Source organism: Lentibacter algarum, from assembly GCF_018860975.1.
Classification (GTDB): domain Bacteria; phylum Pseudomonadota; class Alphaproteobacteria; order Rhodobacterales; family Rhodobacteraceae; genus Lentibacter; species Lentibacter algarum_A.
Genome location: NZ_JAHKQI010000006.1, coordinates 55331 through 73394, shown reverse-complemented (window position 1 = coordinate 73394; position 18064 = coordinate 55331). Strand labels below are relative to the sequence as shown.

Sequence of the window (18064 nt, the reverse complement as noted above, 5' to 3'; positions counted from 1 at the left end):
AATGCCAACTCACAATGCGGCGAGAAACATTTCGCCCCTTGCGTGTGGGCGGGGGCTTGTGCACCCTGAGGGCATAAGGAGTGGCCGATGCGCGACGTAAACGACCTCACAGGAAAGCTTTTGATCGCGATGCCGGATATCGGTGATCCGCGCTTTGAGCATGCGGTGGTTCTAGTTTGCGAGCACGGCAGTGAAGGCACGATGGGGGTGATCATCAACAAACCAGCCGAAGAGGTGAGCCTTGCGGAGGTTGCCAAACAGCTAGAGCTCAGCCCGCCGGTGCCCGAGGCCAGCCCACTGGTTTACTTTGGCGGGCCTGTCGAGATGGGCCGCGGGTTTGTTTTGCACTCGGCAGAGTATGTCTCGGGCTTATCAAGCCACTTGGTGTTCGAGGGCGTGCGGCTCGCGGGCTCGCTTGATGTGCTTGAAGACATTGCCCAAGGGCGCGGCCCGCAGCAGGCCATTCTGGCCCTGGGCTATGCCGGTTGGGGCGAGGGGCAGCTTGAGGGCGAAATACTGTCAAACGGCTGGCTGACGGTTGAGGCTGATGCCGAGCTGGTGTTTTCAGAGGGCAGCGAGGCCAAGTGGAGCCGCGCGCTGGGCAAACTCGGGATCAACCCGCTGATGCTGTCAGCCGATGCTGGGCATGCCTGACGAACGCGGTGCGGCTGCGCGCTTGAGCCGATCATTGATCGCGATGCCGATGCCGGTTTCGGGGATCGGAGAGACAGCGATTTTATCGGCTGTTTCATCTAGCTGGCGCAGCATATCAAACAGATTTGCCGCCGCCTCGCGCATGTCGCTGGCAGGCGACAGGTTAAGGGCACAGCTGACATTGCCAAAGCCAAGCAGGGTTTCGTCTGGCGCGGGTGTTGCAACGTTCAACCTTAAGGCAGCCTCGGGCGCATAGTGCGAGGCGAGCTGGCCGGGCGCAGACACGGCGGCTGGCGTTGTTGACACGCCCAGAGGCTCGCCCAATGCGGCCTCAAGCTGCGAACGGGTGAGCGAGCCGTGGCGCAGGAGCACAGGCGTGTCACCCGCGAGGCCAACGATGGTGCTTTCAAGCCCGATCTCGGCGGCGCCACCGTCAAGCACGGCATTCACTTGCCCATCAAGCCCCGCGAGCACATGCGCGACGCGGGTCGGGCTGATCTTGCCGGAGGGGTTTGCCGAGGGCGCCGCGAGCGGGCCGTTGAAAGCGCAAAGCAAAGCCTGCGCGACAGGGTGCGCCGGGCAGCGCAAAGCGACAGTTTCAAGGCCAGCGGTGACAATGCTGGCGAGGCCATGCCCTTCGCGCAGCGGCAGCACCAGCGTCAGCGGCCCGGGCCAAAAAGCCGAGGCGAGGTGTTCGGCCCAAGCGTTCCAGACGCCGTATTGCTGCGCATCGCGCGCAGAGGCGACGTGTACGATCAGCGGGTTGAAGCTTGGACGGCCCTTGGCGGCGTAGATACTGGCCACGGCTTGCCCCTGACGGGCATCTGCTGCAAGGCCGTAGACTGTCTCGGTTGGCAGCGCGACAAGCCCTCCATCTGCCAACAAAGCAGCAGCTTCAGAGACACCGGAAGCATCAGGCGTGAGCGTTTTTGTCTTCATCAGAGTAGTTCCATGACGCCGCGTTATTGCAGAAACAGCTTTGTAAACCTATTAGGTTTATTGCACGGCCTATAAAGCGGCCACGCAATTTTGCCAAGCTGCCACCTGTTAGGAGTAACCCATGAGCTACCGCGCGCCCGTAAGTGACCACCAGTTTATCATGCAAAACGTTGTCGGATTTGAGGCGGTTGCTGCGACCGAACGGTTTTCAGAGGCCACGCCTGACACGACAGATGCTATCCTCACCGAAGCGGGCCGCATGTGTGAAGAGGTGCTTGCGCCTCTCAACCGCAACGGCGACCTTGAGCCTGCACGGCTTGAGAACGGCGTTGTGCGCTCGTCCAAAGGCTTTGCCGAGGGCTACGGCGCGATCAAGGACGGCGGCTGGATTTCTCTTGCTGCGGACCCCGAGTATGGCGGCATGGGCTTGCCTGCGACGCTGACTTCGGTTGTCAACGAGATGATGTCGTCGGCCTGTTTGAGCCTTCAGCTTTGCCCGTTTCTCACCCAAGGCAATATCGAAGCGCTGGAACATCACGCCAGTGACGCTCTGAAGGCAACCTACCTGCCCAAACTCGTTTCAGGCGAGTGGAGCGGCACGATGAACCTGACCGAGCCGCAGGCCGGCTCTGACGTGGGCGCGCTTTCAAGCAAGGCCGTGCCAAACGGCGACGGCACCTATGCGATAAGCGGCCAGAAGATATTTATCACTTGGGGCGACAACGACTTTACCAGCAACGTCTGCCACCTTGTTTTGGCGCGCCTGCCTGACGGGGCGCCGGGCACCAAGGGCATCAGCCTGTTCATGGTTCCGAAGTTTCTGCCTGACGAGAACGGCGAAGCAGGTGTTGCCAATACGCTGGGTGTTGTGAGCCTGGAACACAAGCTTGGCATTCACGGCTCGCCGACCGCCGTTATGCAATATGACAATGCAACAGGGTGGCTCGTTGGCGAAGAAAACAAGGGCATGGCGGCGATGTTCACGATGATGAACAACGCGCGGCTTGGCGTGGGCTGTGAGGGTGTCGGGGTCGGCGAAGGCGCTTACCAGCAGGCGCTGGCCTATGCGCTTGAGCGCAAGCAAGGTCGCACGCCTGTTGAGAACGGCACTGGCACGATCATCGAGCACGCCGATGTGCGCCGCATGTTGGCGACAATGCGGGCCGAGCTGTTTGCGGCACGGTCAATGACACTGGCCTGTGCGGTTGCGCTTGATATGGGGCGCGCCACGGGCGAGGCCGACTGGATGGCGCGCGCCGCGTTTTTGACACCGCTCGCAAAGGCGTTCGGCTCGGACACGGGCATGAAAGTCGCCGAGATGGGCGTGCAGATACATGGCGGCATGGGCTTTATCGAAGAAACCGGCGCGGCGCAGTTTTCGCGCGATGCACGCATCACCGCGATTTATGAAGGCACCAATGGCATTCAGTCGATGGATCTTGTCGGCCGTAAGCTGATGGACGGCGGAGAAGCGGCAGGGGCGCTGCTTGATGAAGTCGAAGCGCATGCCGAGCAGGCACGCGCCACGCGTCCGCGCATGGCTGGTCTTGTGTGGGATGCAACCGAAACCCTGCGCGAGGCGACGGAGTGGATGGTTGAACAGAAAGACATGAACGAACGCTTTGCCGGTTCTGTGCCGTTTCTGGCGGCGTTTGCACGGGTGCTTGGCGCACATTTTCACCTTAAGGCCGCCTGCGCTGAAGGCGGTGAAGGCGATGGGCCAAGGGCCAAGCTTGCTCGGTTCTACATCAACCGTTTGCTGCCCGAGCATGAGGCACTGCTGGCCCACGCCAAGGCAGGTGCGAGCGACCTTTATGCGATTACAACCGAAGATCTGGACGCCTGATGAACGCACCTTATGCACCTACCGGACTTGATTTTCCCTGGCCGGACACGCCCGAACCGGGTGGATACCAGCAGATTGCCGAGGGCATCCTCTGGATCAGGCTGCCGCTGCCGATGGCGCTTGATCATGTTAATGTTTACGCCTTTGACGAAGGCGACAGCTGGACGATTGTTGATACCGGCTTCAAGTCAAAACACGGCGTGAAACTTTGGGAAGCGCTGCTTGAGGGCGCCCTTAAAGGCAAGCCTGTTGGCCGCGTTTTACTGACTCATCATCACCCTGATCACGTTGGCATGGCTGGCTGGTTCGTTGAGCGCGGCGCCGCGCTTTGGAGCTCGCGCACCGCTTGGCTGATGTCGCGGATGTTGATTTTGGATGTCGAGAAGGAAATGACCGCGCAGTCGCACAAATTCTGGACACAAGCGGGTATGGACAAAGACCTGCTTGAGAAGCGCAGGGTAGAGCGGCCCTACAATTTTGCGGATGCCTGCCATGATTTGCCGGTTGGTTACACCCGCCTCAAAGAGGGCGATGTGCTGGAGATGGGCGGGCGCAGTTGGGACGTGCTTGAAGGCAATGGGCACGCGCCCGAGCACCTGACATTCTGGAGCCGCGATGACGATTTTGTCGTCGCAGGGGATCAGATCATCTCGTCGATCAGCCCCAACATCGGTGTCTATGCGACCGAGCCCGAGGCTGACCCTTTGGGCGAGTGGATCGCCTCCTGCGAGAAGTTCGAAGCGATCGCCAGACCCGAGCACATTGTGCTCTCAGGCCATAAGCGCCCCTTTGTCGGCCTGCCGCACCGAATGCGCCAACTGCGCGAAAACCACGAGCACTGCCTTGAGCGGCTCGTCGAGCACCTCAGCGAGCCCAAAACCGCCGCCGAGTGCTTTGCACCCCTGTTCAAACGAAAAATTGATGAGGGCATCTACGGAATGGCCCTTGTGGAAGCTGTCGCACACCTTAATCATTTGCTCACAGAAGGCCGAGCCGTGCGTGAAGCGCGCGAAGACGGCGCATGGCTTTGGCGCGCGAAAGGGTGAGTATGGACGAAAAAATTGCCACATCGGCAGAAGCACTTGAGGCAGAAACCCTGCCCAAACGCTATGAGTCACTTCAGAGAGAAGACGGCAAGAAAGACCTGCCCAAGGCCCTGAATGACAAGCCTGTCGCCCAGAAAAGCCCTGCTGAATGGGCCTACGAGCGGTTGATTCTCTACATCCAGAACTTTGAGGAACAGTTAGACAACGAGCACGAAGTTGCGATGGGCTTTACCGGCGGTGACGCGGGTGTGCTGCGCATCGAAGGGATGGGCTTTTTTGACCCTGACGTGATCACCTTTTATGGAAGTGACCCGACTGGTTCCAAAACCCAGTTGGTGCAGCATGTGAGCCAGCTCAACGTGATGCTCAGAGCTTTGCCCAAGGCTGTGGAAGAGGCCGAACCGACGCGCATTGGCTTTCGTCTCGCGCAGGCGCTCGAAAAAGAATAGCGGCTAACACGCCGGTTCTAGTGACAGCGCCGTGAGAATCCGCTATCTCACGGCCAACACATTTTAGGAGAGACGCAATGAGCGACCACAAGCACGGCGAGATGGACATCAAAGTTCAGGAACAAACCTTTGACGGTTTCATCAAATTCATGACACGCTCCACGATTGTTATCATTGTGGCGCTTGTTGTTATTGCCATCTTGGGCGGTTAAATCCGGAAGCTTGGGGGCATCCAAATGAGTATCAGATTGATCAAGCTCTTGGTGGGGCTCAGTTTTGCCGTATTTCTGTCTGGCTGTGCGGCCGATCCGGTTTGGGCCCCTGACGCCGACATCGAGCGCGTGACCTACCGTCACAACGGCCCCCCCAAGCTGACACTGTTCACAATGGTGAATGTGCGCTCCGGCGCAGGGGCGCATACCTCGATGATGATCAACGCCTCACAACGCGTGATCTGGGATCCGTCGGGCAGTTTTGCTCATGAGACAATTCCCGAGCGCAACGATGTGTTGTTTGGCGCCAACCCGCGGATGGTTGACTTTTACACGCGCTATCACGCTCGCGAGACGTTTTATGTGATTGTGCAAGAGGTTGAAGTGCCCGCCGCGACCGCTGAAAAGGCGCTGCAACTGGCGATGGCAAATGGAGCCGTCGGCAACGCATTTTGCGCGCATTCAACTGCCGGAATTCTGCGGCAACTGCCGGGATTTGGCAGCATTCCACAGCAGATGTATCCTAACAAGCTGTCTGCGGCTTTCGGAAAGATCCCCGGTGTCACAAGCCGCACGTTGCGTGAAGATGACAGCGACGACAACTCGCATGTGCTGCGCGACTATGACCCGACCACCGGCACTTTGAACTAGGCTTAAGCGAGCAGGTAGAGGCCCAGATAGAGGGTTCCCGCACCGAGCGTTATTGCGGCCAGCACATTGCGCCAGTAAAGCCCCGCCGCCAATGTGACAGCCGCTGCAAGAAAGCGCGGCAAGTCAAGCGTGCCCCCCGTTGCTGCGGGCCACACCACCATAGGCGCGATCAGCGCCGGTAGCACGGCCACGGCGGTATATCGCAGGTGCCTTAGCAGCCATGCGGGCAGTGGCCTGTCGCCGATCAGCCCGACAAACAAAAACCGCAGCGTGAAACTTCCGACAGCGAGGGCTGCCATTACAAACCAGAGCTCAGGACGTTCTATCATTTGGCCAACCCCCGTTTTGACAACCATAGTTCAGCTTGTGCACCAACGATCATCGCCAGCGCTCCGGCAATGATAACACCAAGGCTATAGGGCACCCAAACCAGCAGCAGCGAGGCCGATATCGCCACCAGCGCCGCCAGCATATGTGGCGCGGTGCGCATCATCGGTGCTGTGATCGCAAGGAAGGCGATAGGCACAGCAAAGTCGAGCGCCATGCTCGGAGGGATGCTCTCTCCGAGAAATGCGCCGACCAGTGTCATAAGCGACCAAAGCGGCACAACCGGCGTGCAAGAGCCAAAATAGTAGCTGGTTTTCTGTTGCAGCGACCAGTCGTTGCGCTCTTCAAATTTGGCATGCGAAAGGGCATAGCTTTGATCAACCAGAAGATAGGCGATCAACGCACGTTTCCAGAGCGGCGCGGCACCCAGGTGTGGCGTCAGTGACGCCGAATACATAGCCATCCGCAGGTTTACAGCCAGGCCCGAAACCAGCGCGATTACCGCGGGAGTGTTCTCCTGTAAGAGCTGCAAAGACGTGAGCTGTGCGGCTCCGGCATTGGTTGTGATCGAAAACAGAAAGGCCTCGGTAATGTTGAGGCCGGCTTCTGTCGCGATCACGCCAAACACCAGCGCAAAGGGTGTCACCACAAGCACAAAAGGCAGCGCGTCGCTCACGCCTTGCCAATACGGCGTTTTTGAACTGGTTGAAGCCACGGTTTGACCTTAGGTTGAGGGAATGTTGACCACAGGTTTAGGCGAGGGACAAATGAGCGCAAGCACAAACGACATGAGCTACATTCTTGCGCCCAACCCCGAGGCCCGCGGACTGAGCCGCGTTGTGCAGGGCCGCGATCAGACCGGCGCTCTGGTTGACATAAACGTGGTCGAAGAGCGGCCATTGACGATATTCCTTAACGCCAGCGAGATTGTTACCGCGATGACGATTGGCGACTACCCCGAATATCTGGCACTCGGCTTTCTGCGCAACCAGGGTATGCTGACGGATGCCGACACATTGTTGGGCGTGGACTATGACGAAGAGTCCGAGGCCGTTGTCGTGCGCACCAAACAAGTGACCGAGTTTGAAGGCAAACTTGAAAAAAAAACCCGCACCTCCGGCTGTGCGGTTGGCACGGTGTTTGGCGACATGATGGAAGGGCTTGAGGGGCTAACGCTTCCTGCGAGCAACATCAGCGTTTCTGACATTTACGCGCTCTCCCACAAAATCAACCAGACACCCTCGATCTACCTGAGTGCGGGGGCCATTCATGGCACAGTGCTTTGTGAAGGCGCGCGGCCGCTGGTCTACATGGAAGATGTGGGCCGCCATAATGCGGTTGATAAAGTCGCTGGCTGGATGCTCTCGCAAGGCGCGGGTGCCGAGGGCAAGTTGCTTTATACAACCGGCCGTTTGACCAGCGAGATGGTGATCAAATGCGCGCTTATGGGCATACCTGCACTGGTGTCGCGCTCGGGGTTTACGGCTTGGGGCGTCGAGATCGCGCAGCAAGTCGGCTTGACGCTAATCGGCCGGATGCGCGGGCAGCGGTTTATGTGCTTGAGCGGCGAAGAACGACTGATATGGGATGAGACACCATGAGCTATGATCTGCGATTTGAAATCGACCCGGAACTCTACCAACGCGCCGTGACAACGCCGCTTGACGGGCCTGTTTCAAAGGACAGGCGCGCGCTCTATAACATTGCAGCGATGGTGTTGTTTCCGGCTTCGATCTTTTGCTTTAACCGCGCGCTGTTTGCGCCCGATGCCTTGGTTGCGATGTGCTTTGCAGCGGTGTTCGGTGCGGGGATGGTGCTGGTCGTGTGGTGGCGTCAGCACGGGCGCTTGGTGAAGCATCATAAGGCCTACAACGAAACCGGCGGCACACAGGAAATGACAGTTGGGCCCGATGGCATCAAAGCCAGCCGCCCGATGATCAGAAGCGAGATCGACTGGGGTTTTGTGCGGGCTGTGCGTGGCATCGACGGCGCGAGCCTGATCGAGCTGCCAACCGCGCGGCTGATTGTGCCGGATGCGGCCCTGCCTGAGGGCGTGACGCAGGCGAGCTTCGTGGAACAACTGGAAAGCTGGAGAACAGCATGAAACAGCCAGCAGGTGTGATCCTTGCAGGTGGGCGCGCCACGCGGATGGGCGGCGGCGACAAGGCCTTGCTAAAACTCGGCGGGGTGACGCTTTTGCAGCGGGTTGTTGCGCGCCTCAAGCCACAGGTTGCAGCGCTGGCCTTAAACGCCAACGGGGACGCGTCACGCTTTGCGCACACGGGCCTGCCAGTTGTAGCTGACAGCGTTGACGGCTTTGCCGGCCCTCTGGCGGGGGTGTTGGCCGGACTTGACTGGGCCGCTGCTCAGGGTTTTGAAAGCATCGTGACAGCGGCAGGCGATACGCCGTTTTTCCCGCTTGATCTGGTGCGGCGGTTGGTTGCCAAGGCTGACGGAATGCAGCACCCGCTGGTTCTTGCGGCTACGCCTGACGGGCGGCAGCCGACATTTGGATTGTGGCCTGTCGCGCTGCGTGACGACCTGCGCGCCGAGCTTGAAGGCGGCTTGCGTAAGGTTGTTCTCTGGACAGACAAACACGGCGGCAGGCTGGCAGAATTTGCAGATGAAGGCGCGCCGTTTTTCAACGTCAACACGCCGGAAGATCTGGCTAAAGCGGAGGCGATGTTGTGAAGATTTTTGGTGTCGTCGGCTGGAAGAATGCGGGCAAAACCGGGTTGATGGAACGGCTGGTCAGCGAGATCACGGCGCGCGGCTTTACGGTGTCGACGGTGAAGCACGCGCACCACAGTTTTGATGTCGATCACGCGGGCAAAGACAGCTACCGACACCGCGAGGCGGGTGCCAGCGAAGTGTTGTTGGCCTCGCGCAACCGCGTGGCTTTGATGCAGGAAATGCGTGGTGCTGACGAGCCGAGCCTTGCGGCCTTGTTAACGCGGCTTTCACCCGTCGATCTGGTGCTGGTCGAAGGCTACAAGCGCGACGGGCATGCCAAGATTGAAGCGCATCGAGCGGCCACAAAAAATCCGCTGATCGCGCCGGAAGACAACACCATCCAAGCAGTGGCGAGTGACGTGCCGCTTGAGCTTGATCTGCCGGTTTTTGACCTCGATAACACTGTTGAAATTGCTGATTTTGTCTTGGCGCAGGTGGGGCTATGAGCCTCAAACCGCCGCCCTTGCGAGACGACTGTTTTGCTCTGCCAGCCGGAGTTGACTGGACGCCTGTTGATGTGGCCCTCGCAGAACTTGACGCGCGGTTGCATCCCGTAAAAGCCGTTGAGAACGTGGCTTTGAGTGTGGCTGTCGGGCGAGTTTTGGCAAGTGATATCAAAGCTCTGCGCTCGAATCCCCCGCTGCCTAACTCGGCCGTTGATGGCTATGGGTTTGCCTTTGCTGCGCTTGGCGAGGGCGACCAGTTGTTGCCTTTGGTTAAGGGCCGTGCAGCCGCCGGTTTGCGCTTTGAAGGGCGCGTTCCCGAGGGCCACGCGATCCGCATTTTGACCGGCGCGGCCTTGCCTGATGGCGTTGATACGGTGATCTTGGAGGAGGACGTGAATGCTTCGCAGCAGGCCGTTGCCTTTCGCGCCGGAGTGAAGCCAAACGCCAACACCCGCAAAGCGGGCGAGGACGTGGTGAAGGGCGACATATGCTTGCAAGCAGGCAAGCGGTTGGGCGCGGCTGATCTTGCTCTGGCGGCGGCAGTCGGACACGGGGTTTTGCCCGTTTATGAACGCCTGAAAGTCGGTGTTCTTTCGACGGGTGACGAGATCGTCGAGCCGGGGCAAGCAGCGCAAGACGGGCAGATTTTTGATGCCAATCGGGTGATGCTGTTGAGCTTGCTTGAACAGATGGGTTTTGACGCCGTCAACCTTGGATTGGTGCGCGACGATCGTGAGGTTTTGAGGGCGCGGCTGAACAGCGCGGAAGTTGATGTGATCATCACCTCGGGCGGCGCTTCGGCGGGGGATGAGGATCATGTCTCGGCACTGCTCAGAGACACAGGGTCGCTCAACGAATGGCGCATTGCGATCAAGCCCGGAAGGCCCTTGGCGCTCGGGGTTTGGAACGGAACGCCAGTGTTCGGCTTGCCCGGCAACCCTGTTGCTGCGCTGGTTTGCCTGCTGGTTTTCGCCCGTCCTGCGCTCGGAAAGTTGGCGGGCAATGGCTGGCTTGAGCCGCAGGGGTTTTCGGTTCCTGCGGGGTTTTCCAAACGCAAAAAGGCCGGACGGCGCGAGTATTTGCGCGCACGTATGCGTCAGGGAAGGGTTGAAGTTTTTGCCTCGGAAGGCTCCGGCAGGATCAGCGGGTTAAGCTGGGCTGAGGGGCTTGTTGTTTTACCTGACGAAGCCGCGGACATTGCTGAGGGCGACGCCGTGACCTTTCTGCCGTTCAGTTCATTCATCTAGGCGTTTGGTGATCGCGGTCTTGCGATAACCGCGTTCTCAAGCTCGGATCAACCTCTTGCTCGGGGTGGGCCTGACGCGGCTCAAACAGGGGCAAATACCACGCAATAAGCCAGCCACGACGATACCACTTTACCGGCCCCGTTTCACGGCGGCGCAGCGATTTGGGGAAAAACTCGAGCACGACCCAAAGCCAAGCGAGCGCGCCATGCTTGTGGGAATCATGCAAAGGAGCCTCAGCGTCCGGGCCAACGTAGGGCAAGCCACCCGGCGTTTTCTTGTCAGGGTCCTGGCCTTCAAGGTAGCTTTTACGCGCTCCGGTTTTCAGCTTCAATCCATACTGACGGCGCCCCGGAAGCGGGCCTTTTCGGGCTTTCTTTCGGGCCGCATTGTCTTGCGCATCGGCGGCTTTCTCTGCGTCGCTCAAGGCATCCAGCATCCACAGCAACGAGATTTTTCCCAGCCCGCTTTGGTCTTCGGGGGGCGAGCCGCCAACATCGGAATGAAACCCCGAGAACCAGCGTTGACGCACCTGTTGAATGCGTTCGCGAGCCGGCACTCGAAAGTTGTTGCCGTAGTAAAGCGGCTCGCCGTCCGGTGCCTTTTCGGATCGGTCTTCGGGTTTGGGGTTCCAAAGTTGGGGCCTGAAAAGCGAGCGGCGTTCGTGCCACGCGAGTGCATGCAAAACGATACGCACTGAGACGTTCGAGTTGACGCTGGCGTGCGTGCCGAACTCGGCAAAGCTGGCGTGCTTGCGCAGGTTGTAAAACGGGCGGCGAAAGCGAATAAGCGAGCTGACAGTGTCAAACAGCAGCAGCGCCCGTATCGCAGCGGGCTCGGGCGACAACACGGCTTCATACTCGCGCAGCGCTTTGAAAACTTTGGCATCTTTATCTGACGGGTCAGCATCGGTTACGCGTCGGTAGGCCCGAAAAACCGGCACGATCAAGTGCAGCTTGTCGGGGGCGACGAGCCCGAAGTTGTGAACAAAGCCCGCCAATATCCGCGCAGCATATGCACCGCGAGAGAAGCCGCACAGGTAGATATGGTCACTTTCGGCGGCGGCGTCAGAGAGGCCGGTGTCTTCCTTTTGCTTGCGGTCCTTGGAGCGGTAATTGCGGCACAAAAAGCGGTAGGCTGTTAGCACGTCATCCTCGAGGCCATAGCCAAAAGCCTGCCCCAGCAGTGCATTCACGGCCTGCCGCGCCCGGCCCATGTATTGCGTGCCATCAAAGGTGCCCACGCCCATAACATATTGTGCCAGTTGCTGGTCATCCTTGCGCATCGCCTTGTAAAGCTTGAGCACATTGCTCTCGCGATCACCGATCTCGTTGCCGGTGCCGTCGATGCAGATAACGATCTTGGTCATATGCGCTCTCCTTAAAGGCGAGGATAGCGCATTAGCATCCGCCTGTTAAGCGTCAGTCAAACACACCGGCAATGCGCCCCAAGAGCATGAAGGCACGGGCGGTGCGAGTGCCTGCGAGTTCGGATATGTCGCTGTCACTGGCTTGGGTTTCAAACTGCGCAAAGCTCTTGTCAAAACGGCGCAGAAAATGGTGAACCGCATCGCGAAAGATCGGGTCTTCGCGCATCCGGCCGGCCGCCAAGGCGAGCGAGGAACGGTCGCGCACGCCGCCGAGCGAGGCAATCTGACGGCCACGCTCACCAGCCGCAAAACGGCGCCATATCTCGGGGCGTGCCATGTCGGGGTTAAGGTCGTCCATGTAGATGCCGTCTTGGCTAAGCAGGGTCAGCACATCTTGGCTGGCTTGCACGAGGCCCGATGTTGCACGATCTTTGAGAGCCTTTCGCAGGGCATTGAAACCGATGGTGTCTTCCGCCGTCTCGGGGAAGTTGACAGCGCGGATGAATTCTTCGTTGGTCAGGCTCGGCGCGATGTCTTCGGCGCGTGTTCCCAACGGCAGAGCGGTTTGCTCTTCGCCAGCCTGCGCTGATGCTGGCTCTGGTGCGGGGGCAGAGCGTGCTTCACGTGAGGAAGAAAATGTTGCCAACGCAGTCTCTGTCTTGCGTTGCGCTGCGGCGATCTCGTCAAGCTTGCGCGCAACCGAAGGCTGGCCGCCCGCATTTCCGGCTTGGCTCTGCACAATATAGGCGTTGCGTATCGCATCAATCGCTGCCTGCAGGCGCTGGCTTTCTTCGCGCATGATCCGGCTTGAACGCGCAGCTGTTGCGGCGACCCAGATCATCCCGACGGGCATAAACACGGCCAGCATTGTCATGATGAACCGCAACGATCCGCTGCCATCATCGGTTTGCGGCGCGGTGGGAAGCGTCAGAAAAAAGATCGCCGAGCCGAGCAGCCAGACCGCCGACAAAGCAAGCGCGATCACTTCGACCGAGGTGATCGACTTGTTGTTGGCGCGGGCATAAAGGCCCAGTGGTGTCGGTCGGGTTTCGTTTGGCTCGGCCATGTCCCGTCTTTCTCTATCAGACAAATGCGATTGTCAGGATCTCGTAACTCTTTTCGCCGCCGGGCGTGCGCACTTCAACGCTGTCGCCTTCTTCCTTGCCGATCAGGGCACGGGCAATAGGTGACTTCATGTTGAGCAAGCCTTTTTCAATGTTGGCTTCATGCTGGCCTACGATCTGCCATGTTTTCTCTTCGTCGGTGTCTTCATCAACCATCGTCACGGTCGCGCCGAATTTGACAGTGCCAGAAAGTGTTGTGGGATCAATCACTTCGGCGAGGCTAAGCACGGCTTCGATCTCTTGAATGCGGCCTTCGATGAAGCCCTGCTTTTCGCGCGCAGAGTGATACTCGGCGTTCTCTTTGAGATCGCCAAGCTCACGCGCTTCGGCAATGGCTTTGATAACTGAGGGGCGCTCAACTGACTTGAGGTTCTTGAGTTCGGCTTCCAGCGCGGTATGGCCGGCGCGGGTCATGGGGAATTTTTCCATAATCTGCTTTCAGGTGGTTACATGGCCAAAAACGCTGGCCCAATTTCGGTTACGACTTAGTGCTGAAATACTGTGTCCTACGCGGGGGTTGTTTTGCAATAGGGCAAAGCGGGAATGCGATCAATGGGCGGAATAGCGAGCGCCGTTGTTTAAGTAACAGGGTTGCTTTGTGGTATGCGCGTGGTTCAGCTGCCAAAGTGATACCTGAATGGCCGAATGTGAATTTTTACATGACCCATGCCCAAACCGCTGAGTGAGTCGCGTATGTTATGCGGCGAGATACAATCACTGATATCATGGCTGAGAACGAAGATCGTGGCGATCCAGCGTTCCGTTGGCTCACAAATCCGGGCAGCCGGTGCCGCCGATACCGTCGCCTGAACATTGCTCAAGCGGCGTGTCGTGGACGGCGGTGCTGCCTTCACTTGCGCTATCAGCCATAGGTGCGGGTGCAGGCTCAACCGCGATGGCGTCTACGGCGACAGATTCTGCTGCAGGTGCCGCCGATTTGCGCGCCTGCATGTCGTCATAGGCCGCGCATGTTGTGAGCAAGGTCAGCGCCAAAAAGGGCAGGATGATGCGGCTAGTCATTGGTCGGCCCTTCATTGGCGTTCTCTGTCGAGCTAAAAAAATACCCACCTGCCCGAAACCGTTGCGCTGCGCCAGCTGGGGCTTGGGCCTTCAGGCGTTCGGCGTCTTGGGCGATCTCTTCAAGCAGGGCCATTTGAGCGGCATCATACCGGCTTTGCAAGCCCTTGATTTGCGCTTCGCTCAGGCCAGTGTAATGCGCCGCGCGCTCAAAATGCGGCGGGTGCGGGGCGAGCACGTTGTCTGCGGCTGCGGCGAGGTGATCGCCAACATTTGCGGCGAGGTAGTCAAGCTGCTCTTCAGAGCCCGCCAACGGCACATAGGCCGTTTGCACCAGCTCAACACTATCCTGGCTGAGCTTGACAGTGCCCGACGCAAACAACGCGTCAAGCATGGCGCGGGGGTGCACGTCTTGGCGGACAGTGCGGGCAAGGCTTTCAAAACTGGGCGCATCACCGGTGCGGGGCAAGAGCTTGGGCGCGCCGTCACTGCTGTATTCAGGGAGAGACTGCCAAAGTGCGACCAGCCGTGTGAGCGGGTTCGGCTTTGGCTGTTTGTGCTCGAACGCCCGTAGGCGGGCGATGTCGCGGCGCTGCAGGCCTGTCATTACCGAGAGGCGGCTGTCGGTTGTTTTCCCCTCCGATTGCTCTGTTGCGGCCTGCACATAGTGGCCCTTTAGGCGTTCGACCAAGTCAGAGAACACCACACCACGCGCGACAAGAAGGCGGGCGAGCGGGGCGAGTATATGATCAAGCATCGGCAGCATAATGCGCTTTTTGCACATTTCTGTTGACGAGCGCAAGGGGGTTGATTTATGAAATGTGTAAATTGCACATTTTTGGAGAATCGCGATGACATTGATGACAAACAAACTCTGGCTCGCGGGGCTGGCAGGCTTTGCCCTAACAGCCTGCGACGCGCCGGTGGTTTCGGAAAGCTCAAGGGTTGACGGCGCCTCAGCGTCGGTTGAAGCCGCAGGCAAACGTGCCGCCCCCGAAGCGGATATCATGATCGAGCCCATGCCTGCGCCCATGCCTGAGCCCATGTCCCCCAAACGTCACAGCCCACGCGGCAAGCAAGGTGTGGTGACGGCGGGCGACATCGACGACACGCTCAACTTTGCGGCTTTCCAGCGCTACCAAAGCGGCGCAGCGCAGCGGCTTGGGTTGCCAAGGATCAGCCTGAACAACGCGGTGCGCGCGCGGCTTGTGGGGCCAAACGGCAAGCCCGCAGCCGGTGTGCCGATCACGCTGACCAAAGCCGGAGCCAGCACGCCGTTTTACAGCGGCTACTCAGGTGTTGACGGTGTTGTCAGCGTGTTTCCCTCGGTGCATGGCGCGGGTGGTGCCTCGCGCGTCGAGCTCAAGAGCTTTGCCAGCGGACAGCAGCAATCAAGCACTGTCATACGCTCAGGAAACACCGCGCTAACCCCATTGAAAGTCGCAACAAATGCCGGTTGGAAACCCGACTTTCTCGACCTTGCATTTGTTTTTGACACCACGGGCAGCATGGGCGACGAGTTGGCTTGGCTCACCAAGGAGTTTCAAGGCATTGTCCGCGCCGCCAAGCACGCCGCGCCGGGTGTCAACATCCGCTACGGGCTGATCGCTTATCGCGACAACGGCGATGTGTATAAAGTGAAAAACTTCGGCTTTACCCAGAGCCAGAGCGAGATGCAGAACTGGCTGCGCGGGCTTAACGCGAGCGGCGGCGGCGACTACCCCGAAGCAGCGGCAGAGGCGTTTGAAGCGGCAAGCCAGCTGAACTGGCGGCGCGGCAAAGGCGAGCGGTTGATGTTTCACATCGCCGACGCACCAGCGCATGACAACAAGGCCAAGCGTTTCCTGCGGGCATCTGAAAAACTCGCTGGCAAGAATGTGCAAATCTTTGGCCTCGGCGCGAGCGGCGTGGCAAAAGAGAGCGAGTTCCTGATGCGGCAGGCGGCGCTGGTGTCGGGCGGGCGCTATATGTTCCTGACCGACGACAGCGGCGTGGGTAACAGCCACGCCGAACCCACGATCGCCTGTTACAAAGTCACCAAGCTCAAGGAGCTATTGGGACGCGTGCTGACCAGCGAACTCACAGGCCAACGTCGCGAAGCTAAAGGCGCGATCCGCCAAGTCGGCAACTATAGCCGCGGTGTTTGCAGCCAATAAGCACCGAAAGAGGCGGTTTATATGCCGCCTCTTGCGTCAAATCGGAATTTAACGTTGCAGCGCGATTGACCTTTGTTGCGCAACCCCTGTAAATCTGGCGCGAAATAAAATTACCCACCTGCGCATGAAGGGGAAGACAACATGGCCGATATCGAACGCGAAACGATGGAATATGATGTGGTTATCGTCGGAGCGGGGCCTGCGGGGCTGTCTGCGGCGATCAAGCTCAAGCAGCTAGATGCTGACCTTGAGGTTGTGGTGCTCGAAAAGGGCTCGGAAGTTGGCGCGCATATCCTTTCCGGCGCGGTGCTTGACCCGTGCGGCCTTGATGCGCTCATTCCTGATTGGAAAGCCAAAGGTGCGCCGCTTAACACGCCAGTGAAACATGATAACTTTTACATGATGGGCGAAGCTGGCCAAGTCCGTATTCCCAATTTCCCGATGCCGCCGCTGATGAACAACCACGGTAACTACATCGTTTCGATGGGCAATGTTTGCCGCTGGATGGCCGAGCAAGCCGAAGAGCTTGGCGTCGAGATTTTCCCCGGTATGGCCTGTAGCGAGCTGGTGTTTGACGGCGACCGCGTGAAGGGCGTTGTTGCTGGTGTGTTCGGCCTTGAGGCCGACGGCAGCATTGGTGAAAACACCGAGCCGGGAATGGAGCTGCACGGCAAGTATGTGTTCCTGAGTGAAGGCGTGCGCGGCAGTCTCTCAAAAGAGGTGATCGCAAAATACGACCTTGCGCAGGGTCATGAGCCGCAGAAGTTCGGCCTTGGCATGAAAGAGATCTGGGAGATCGACCCGGCCAAGCACAAAGAAGGCACGGTTACGCACACGATGGGCTGGCCTCTGGGCGGCAATGCCGGCGGTGGATCATTCATCTACCACCTTGAGAACAATCAGGTTTATGTCGGTTTCGTTGTGCACCTCAACTACAAAAACCCGCATCTCTTCCCTTACATGGAATTCCAGCGCTTCAAGCACCACCCGATGGTTGCCGAGCTTCTGGAAGGCGGCAAACGCGTGGCCTACGGCGCACGGGCAATCAGCGAGGGCGGCTTTCAGTCGATGCCTAAAATGGTCGCACCCGGTGTTGCGCTTTTGGGTTGCTCTGTGGGTATGGTCAACGTGCCGCGCATTAAAGGCAACCACAACGCTATGCTCTCGGGGATCGCGGCGGCCGAGGCGGCGAATGCGGCTATCAAAGCTGGGCGCATGGGCGACGAGCTGACCGATTACGAGACAGAAGTGCGCACAGGTGCCATCGGGAAAGACCTTAAAAAAGTGCGCAACGTCAAGCCGATGTGGTCAAAGTGGGGGCTTGTCCCGTCGCTTATTGCCGGTGGTTTGGACATGTGGACAAACACCTTCGGGTTCTCGCTGTTTGGCACCATGAAGCACGGCAAAAACGACGCCGAGGCAACCGAGCCTGCGGATAAGCACAAACCCATCGACTACCCCAAGCCCGACGGCAAGCTAAGCTTTGATCGCCTCACCAATGTGAGCTTCTCAATGACCAACCACGAGGAAAGCCAGCCTGCGCACTTGCACCTGAAAGACCCAAGTGTGCCGCTGTCGGTGAACCTGCCGAAATACGCAGAACCGGCGCAGCGCTACTGCCCCGCGGGGGTTTACGAGATCGTCGAGAAGGACGGTAAGGAAGAGTTTGTCATCAACTTCCAGAACTGTGTTCACTGCAAAACCTGTGATATCAAAGACCCGAGCCAGAACATCAACTGGGTCACGCCTCAGGGCGGCGACGGGCCGAACTATCCGAATATGTAGGTCTAAATCTGGGCGGGGAATCACCCCGCCCTTTTTGTTTAGCTAAAGCTCAAACCAGTCAACTGT

21 protein-coding genes are annotated in these 18064 nt (G+C 58.9%); 13 read left to right on the top strand and 8 right to left on the bottom strand.

The window, feature by feature from the left end; genetic code table 11:
• The first annotated feature begins 87 nt into the window (after nt 1–87).
• Entirely contained in the window at nt 88–654 is a 567-nt protein-coding gene (locus KO498_RS08640; protein ID WP_215959510.1) for a YqgE/AlgH family protein, read from the top strand.
• Here the strand turns inward: KO498_RS08640 and KO498_RS08635 are convergent.
• A complete protein-coding gene (locus KO498_RS08635; RefSeq protein WP_215959509.1) occupies nt 631–1593 on the bottom strand; it encodes an L-threonylcarbamoyladenylate synthase in 963 nt (320 codons plus the stop codon). The two genes, KO498_RS08640 and KO498_RS08635, sit on opposite strands and share 24 nt — an antisense overlap.
• Before the next feature lie 121 nt (nt 1594–1714).
• On the opposite strand from KO498_RS08635, the gene KO498_RS08630 reads away from it, so the two are divergent.
• The 5 genes from KO498_RS08630 to KO498_RS08610 all read left to right on the top strand — a co-directional run bounded on the left by KO498_RS08630 (nt 1715) and on the right by KO498_RS08610 (nt 5797).
• A complete protein-coding gene (locus tag KO498_RS08630; RefSeq protein WP_215959508.1) occupies nt 1715–3439 on the top strand; it encodes an acyl-CoA dehydrogenase in 1725 nt (574 codons plus the stop codon).
• Nucleotides 3439–4485: an MBL fold metallo-hydrolase gene (locus KO498_RS08625; RefSeq protein WP_215959507.1), complete on the top strand. Its 1047-nt coding sequence runs from the start codon at nt 3439–3441 to the stop codon at nt 4483–4485. The genes KO498_RS08630 and KO498_RS08625 overlap by 1 nt, the downstream gene beginning before the upstream one ends.
• A 2-nt stretch (nt 4486–4487) precedes the next feature.
• Entirely contained in the window at nt 4488–4934 is a 447-nt protein-coding gene (locus tag KO498_RS08620; protein WP_215959506.1) for a DUF6173 family protein, read from the top strand.
• A gap of 77 nt (nt 4935–5011) precedes the next feature.
• The gene (locus tag KO498_RS08615) at nt 5012–5146 is read left to right on the top strand and encodes an aa3-type cytochrome c oxidase subunit IV (protein ID WP_215959505.1); all 135 of its coding nucleotides are present in this window, start codon (nt 5012–5014) and stop codon (nt 5144–5146) included.
• Nucleotides 5147–5170: 24 nt separating this feature from the next.
• Nucleotides 5171–5797: a hypothetical protein gene (locus KO498_RS08610; protein WP_215959504.1), complete on the top strand. Its 627-nt coding sequence runs from the start codon at nt 5171–5173 to the stop codon at nt 5795–5797.
• 2 nt (nt 5798–5799) lie between these two features.
• Here KO498_RS08610 and KO498_RS08605 read toward each other — a convergent pair whose 3' ends face one another.
• Together KO498_RS08605 and KO498_RS08600 are read right to left on the bottom strand one after the other, a co-directional pair.
• On the bottom strand, nt 5800–6126 hold the full coding sequence (locus KO498_RS08605; RefSeq protein ID WP_215959503.1) for an AzlD domain-containing protein: 327 nt from the start codon (nt 6124–6126) through the stop codon (nt 5800–5802).
• Nucleotides 6123–6839 (bottom strand): AzlC family ABC transporter permease, encoded by a 717-nt coding sequence (locus KO498_RS08600; protein WP_215959502.1) that lies wholly within the window; start codon nt 6837–6839, stop codon nt 6123–6125. The genes KO498_RS08605 and KO498_RS08600 overlap by 4 nt, the downstream gene beginning before the upstream one ends.
• A 52-nt stretch (nt 6840–6891) precedes the next feature.
• Here KO498_RS08600 and KO498_RS08595 point away from each other — a divergent pair, with 52 nt between their 5' ends.
• From KO498_RS08595 to KO498_RS08575, 5 genes are read left to right on the top strand one after another with little or no spacing between them, the layout of a single operon-like run.
• Nucleotides 6892–7725 carry a formate dehydrogenase accessory sulfurtransferase FdhD gene (locus KO498_RS08595; RefSeq protein ID WP_215959501.1) on the top strand — a complete coding sequence of 278 codons (834 nt, stop codon included), beginning with the start codon at nt 6892–6894 and terminating at the stop codon, nt 7723–7725.
• On the top strand, nt 7722–8228 hold the full coding sequence (locus KO498_RS08590) for a hypothetical protein (protein WP_215959500.1): 507 nt from the start codon (nt 7722–7724) through the stop codon (nt 8226–8228). The genes KO498_RS08595 and KO498_RS08590 overlap by 4 nt, the downstream gene beginning before the upstream one ends.
• Nucleotides 8225–8815: a molybdenum cofactor guanylyltransferase MobA gene (gene mobA, locus KO498_RS08585; RefSeq protein ID WP_215959499.1), complete on the top strand. Its 591-nt coding sequence runs from the start codon at nt 8225–8227 to the stop codon at nt 8813–8815. The genes KO498_RS08590 and mobA overlap by 4 nt, the downstream gene beginning before the upstream one ends.
• Nucleotides 8812–9303, top strand: coding sequence for a molybdopterin-guanine dinucleotide biosynthesis protein B (gene mobB, locus KO498_RS08580; protein ID WP_215959498.1), 492 nt, complete (start codon nt 8812–8814; stop codon nt 9301–9303). The genes mobA and mobB overlap by 4 nt, the downstream gene beginning before the upstream one ends.
• Nucleotides 9300–10550 (top strand): molybdenum cofactor synthesis domain-containing protein, encoded by a 1251-nt coding sequence (locus KO498_RS08575; protein ID WP_215959497.1) that lies wholly within the window; start codon nt 9300–9302, stop codon nt 10548–10550. Before mobB ends, KO498_RS08575 begins: the two co-directional genes overlap by 4 nt.
• Here the strand turns inward: KO498_RS08575 and KO498_RS08570 are convergent.
• The 5 genes from KO498_RS08570 to KO498_RS08550 form a co-directional block, all read right to left on the bottom strand.
• On the bottom strand, nt 10543–11916 hold the full coding sequence (locus KO498_RS08570; RefSeq protein ID WP_215959496.1) for a T6SS phospholipase effector Tle1-like catalytic domain-containing protein: 1374 nt from the start codon (nt 11914–11916) through the stop codon (nt 10543–10545). The two genes, KO498_RS08575 and KO498_RS08570, sit on opposite strands and share 8 nt — an antisense overlap.
• Before the next feature lie 52 nt (nt 11917–11968).
• Nucleotides 11969–12982, bottom strand: coding sequence for a hypothetical protein (locus tag KO498_RS08565; RefSeq protein ID WP_215959495.1), 1014 nt, complete (start codon nt 12980–12982; stop codon nt 11969–11971).
• Between the two features lie 16 nt (nt 12983–12998).
• The gene (gene greA / locus KO498_RS08560) at nt 12999–13469 is read right to left on the bottom strand and encodes a transcription elongation factor GreA (RefSeq protein ID WP_215959494.1); all 471 of its coding nucleotides are present in this window, start codon (nt 13467–13469) and stop codon (nt 12999–13001) included.
• 339 nt (nt 13470–13808) lie between these two features.
• Nucleotides 13809–14060: a hypothetical protein gene (locus tag KO498_RS08555; RefSeq protein WP_215959493.1), complete on the bottom strand. Its 252-nt coding sequence runs from the start codon at nt 14058–14060 to the stop codon at nt 13809–13811.
• Nucleotides 14053–14823: a DUF6502 family protein gene (locus KO498_RS08550; RefSeq protein ID WP_215959492.1), complete on the bottom strand. Its 771-nt coding sequence runs from the start codon at nt 14821–14823 to the stop codon at nt 14053–14055. Before KO498_RS08550 ends, KO498_RS08555 begins: the two co-directional genes overlap by 8 nt.
• Before the next feature lie 85 nt (nt 14824–14908).
• Here KO498_RS08550 and KO498_RS08545 point away from each other — a divergent pair, with 85 nt between their 5' ends.
• Both KO498_RS08545 and KO498_RS08540 read left to right on the top strand, forming a co-directional pair.
• Nucleotides 14909–16213, top strand: coding sequence for a vWA domain-containing protein (locus KO498_RS08545; RefSeq protein ID WP_215959491.1), 1305 nt, complete (start codon nt 14909–14911; stop codon nt 16211–16213).
• A gap of 141 nt (nt 16214–16354) precedes the next feature.
• The gene (locus KO498_RS08540) at nt 16355–17998 is read left to right on the top strand and encodes an electron transfer flavoprotein-ubiquinone oxidoreductase (protein WP_215959490.1); all 1644 of its coding nucleotides are present in this window, start codon (nt 16355–16357) and stop codon (nt 17996–17998) included.
• Nucleotides 17999–18064 lie beyond the last annotated feature (66 nt).

Coding starts and splice junctions, on each gene's coding strand:
- KO498_RS08640 (WP_215959510.1), top strand. CDS start 88: ATGCGCGACGTAAACGACCTCACAGGAAAGCTTTTGATCGCGATGCCG.
- KO498_RS08635 (WP_215959509.1), bottom strand. CDS start 1,593: ATGAAGACAAAAACGCTCACGCCTGATGCTTCCGGTGTCTCTGAAGCT.
- KO498_RS08630 (WP_215959508.1), top strand. CDS start 1,715: ATGAGCTACCGCGCGCCCGTAAGTGACCACCAGTTTATCATGCAAAAC.
- KO498_RS08625 (WP_215959507.1), top strand. CDS start 3,439: ATGAACGCACCTTATGCACCTACCGGACTTGATTTTCCCTGGCCGGAC.
- KO498_RS08620 (WP_215959506.1), top strand. CDS start 4,488: ATGGACGAAAAAATTGCCACATCGGCAGAAGCACTTGAGGCAGAAACC.
- KO498_RS08615 (WP_215959505.1), top strand. CDS start 5,012: ATGAGCGACCACAAGCACGGCGAGATGGACATCAAAGTTCAGGAACAA.
- KO498_RS08610 (WP_215959504.1), top strand. CDS start 5,171: ATGAGTATCAGATTGATCAAGCTCTTGGTGGGGCTCAGTTTTGCCGTA.
- KO498_RS08605 (WP_215959503.1), bottom strand. CDS start 6,126: ATGATAGAACGTCCTGAGCTCTGGTTTGTAATGGCAGCCCTCGCTGTC.
- KO498_RS08595 (WP_215959501.1), top strand. CDS start 6,892: ATGAGCGCAAGCACAAACGACATGAGCTACATTCTTGCGCCCAACCCC.
- KO498_RS08590 (WP_215959500.1), top strand. CDS start 7,722: ATGAGCTATGATCTGCGATTTGAAATCGACCCGGAACTCTACCAACGC.
- mobA (WP_215959499.1), top strand. CDS start 8,225: ATGAAACAGCCAGCAGGTGTGATCCTTGCAGGTGGGCGCGCCACGCGG.
- KO498_RS08575 (WP_215959497.1), top strand. CDS start 9,300: ATGAGCCTCAAACCGCCGCCCTTGCGAGACGACTGTTTTGCTCTGCCA.
- KO498_RS08570 (WP_215959496.1), bottom strand. CDS start 11,916: ATGACCAAGATCGTTATCTGCATCGACGGCACCGGCAACGAGATCGGT.
- KO498_RS08565 (WP_215959495.1), bottom strand. CDS start 12,982: ATGGCCGAGCCAAACGAAACCCGACCGACACCACTGGGCCTTTATGCC.
- greA (WP_215959494.1), bottom strand. CDS start 13,469: ATGGAAAAATTCCCCATGACCCGCGCCGGCCATACCGCGCTGGAAGCC.
- KO498_RS08555 (WP_215959493.1), bottom strand. CDS start 14,060: ATGACTAGCCGCATCATCCTGCCCTTTTTGGCGCTGACCTTGCTCACA.
- KO498_RS08550 (WP_215959492.1), bottom strand. CDS start 14,823: ATGCTGCCGATGCTTGATCATATACTCGCCCCGCTCGCCCGCCTTCTT.
- KO498_RS08545 (WP_215959491.1), top strand. CDS start 14,909: ATGACATTGATGACAAACAAACTCTGGCTCGCGGGGCTGGCAGGCTTT.
- KO498_RS08540 (WP_215959490.1), top strand. CDS start 16,355: ATGGCCGATATCGAACGCGAAACGATGGAATATGATGTGGTTATCGTC.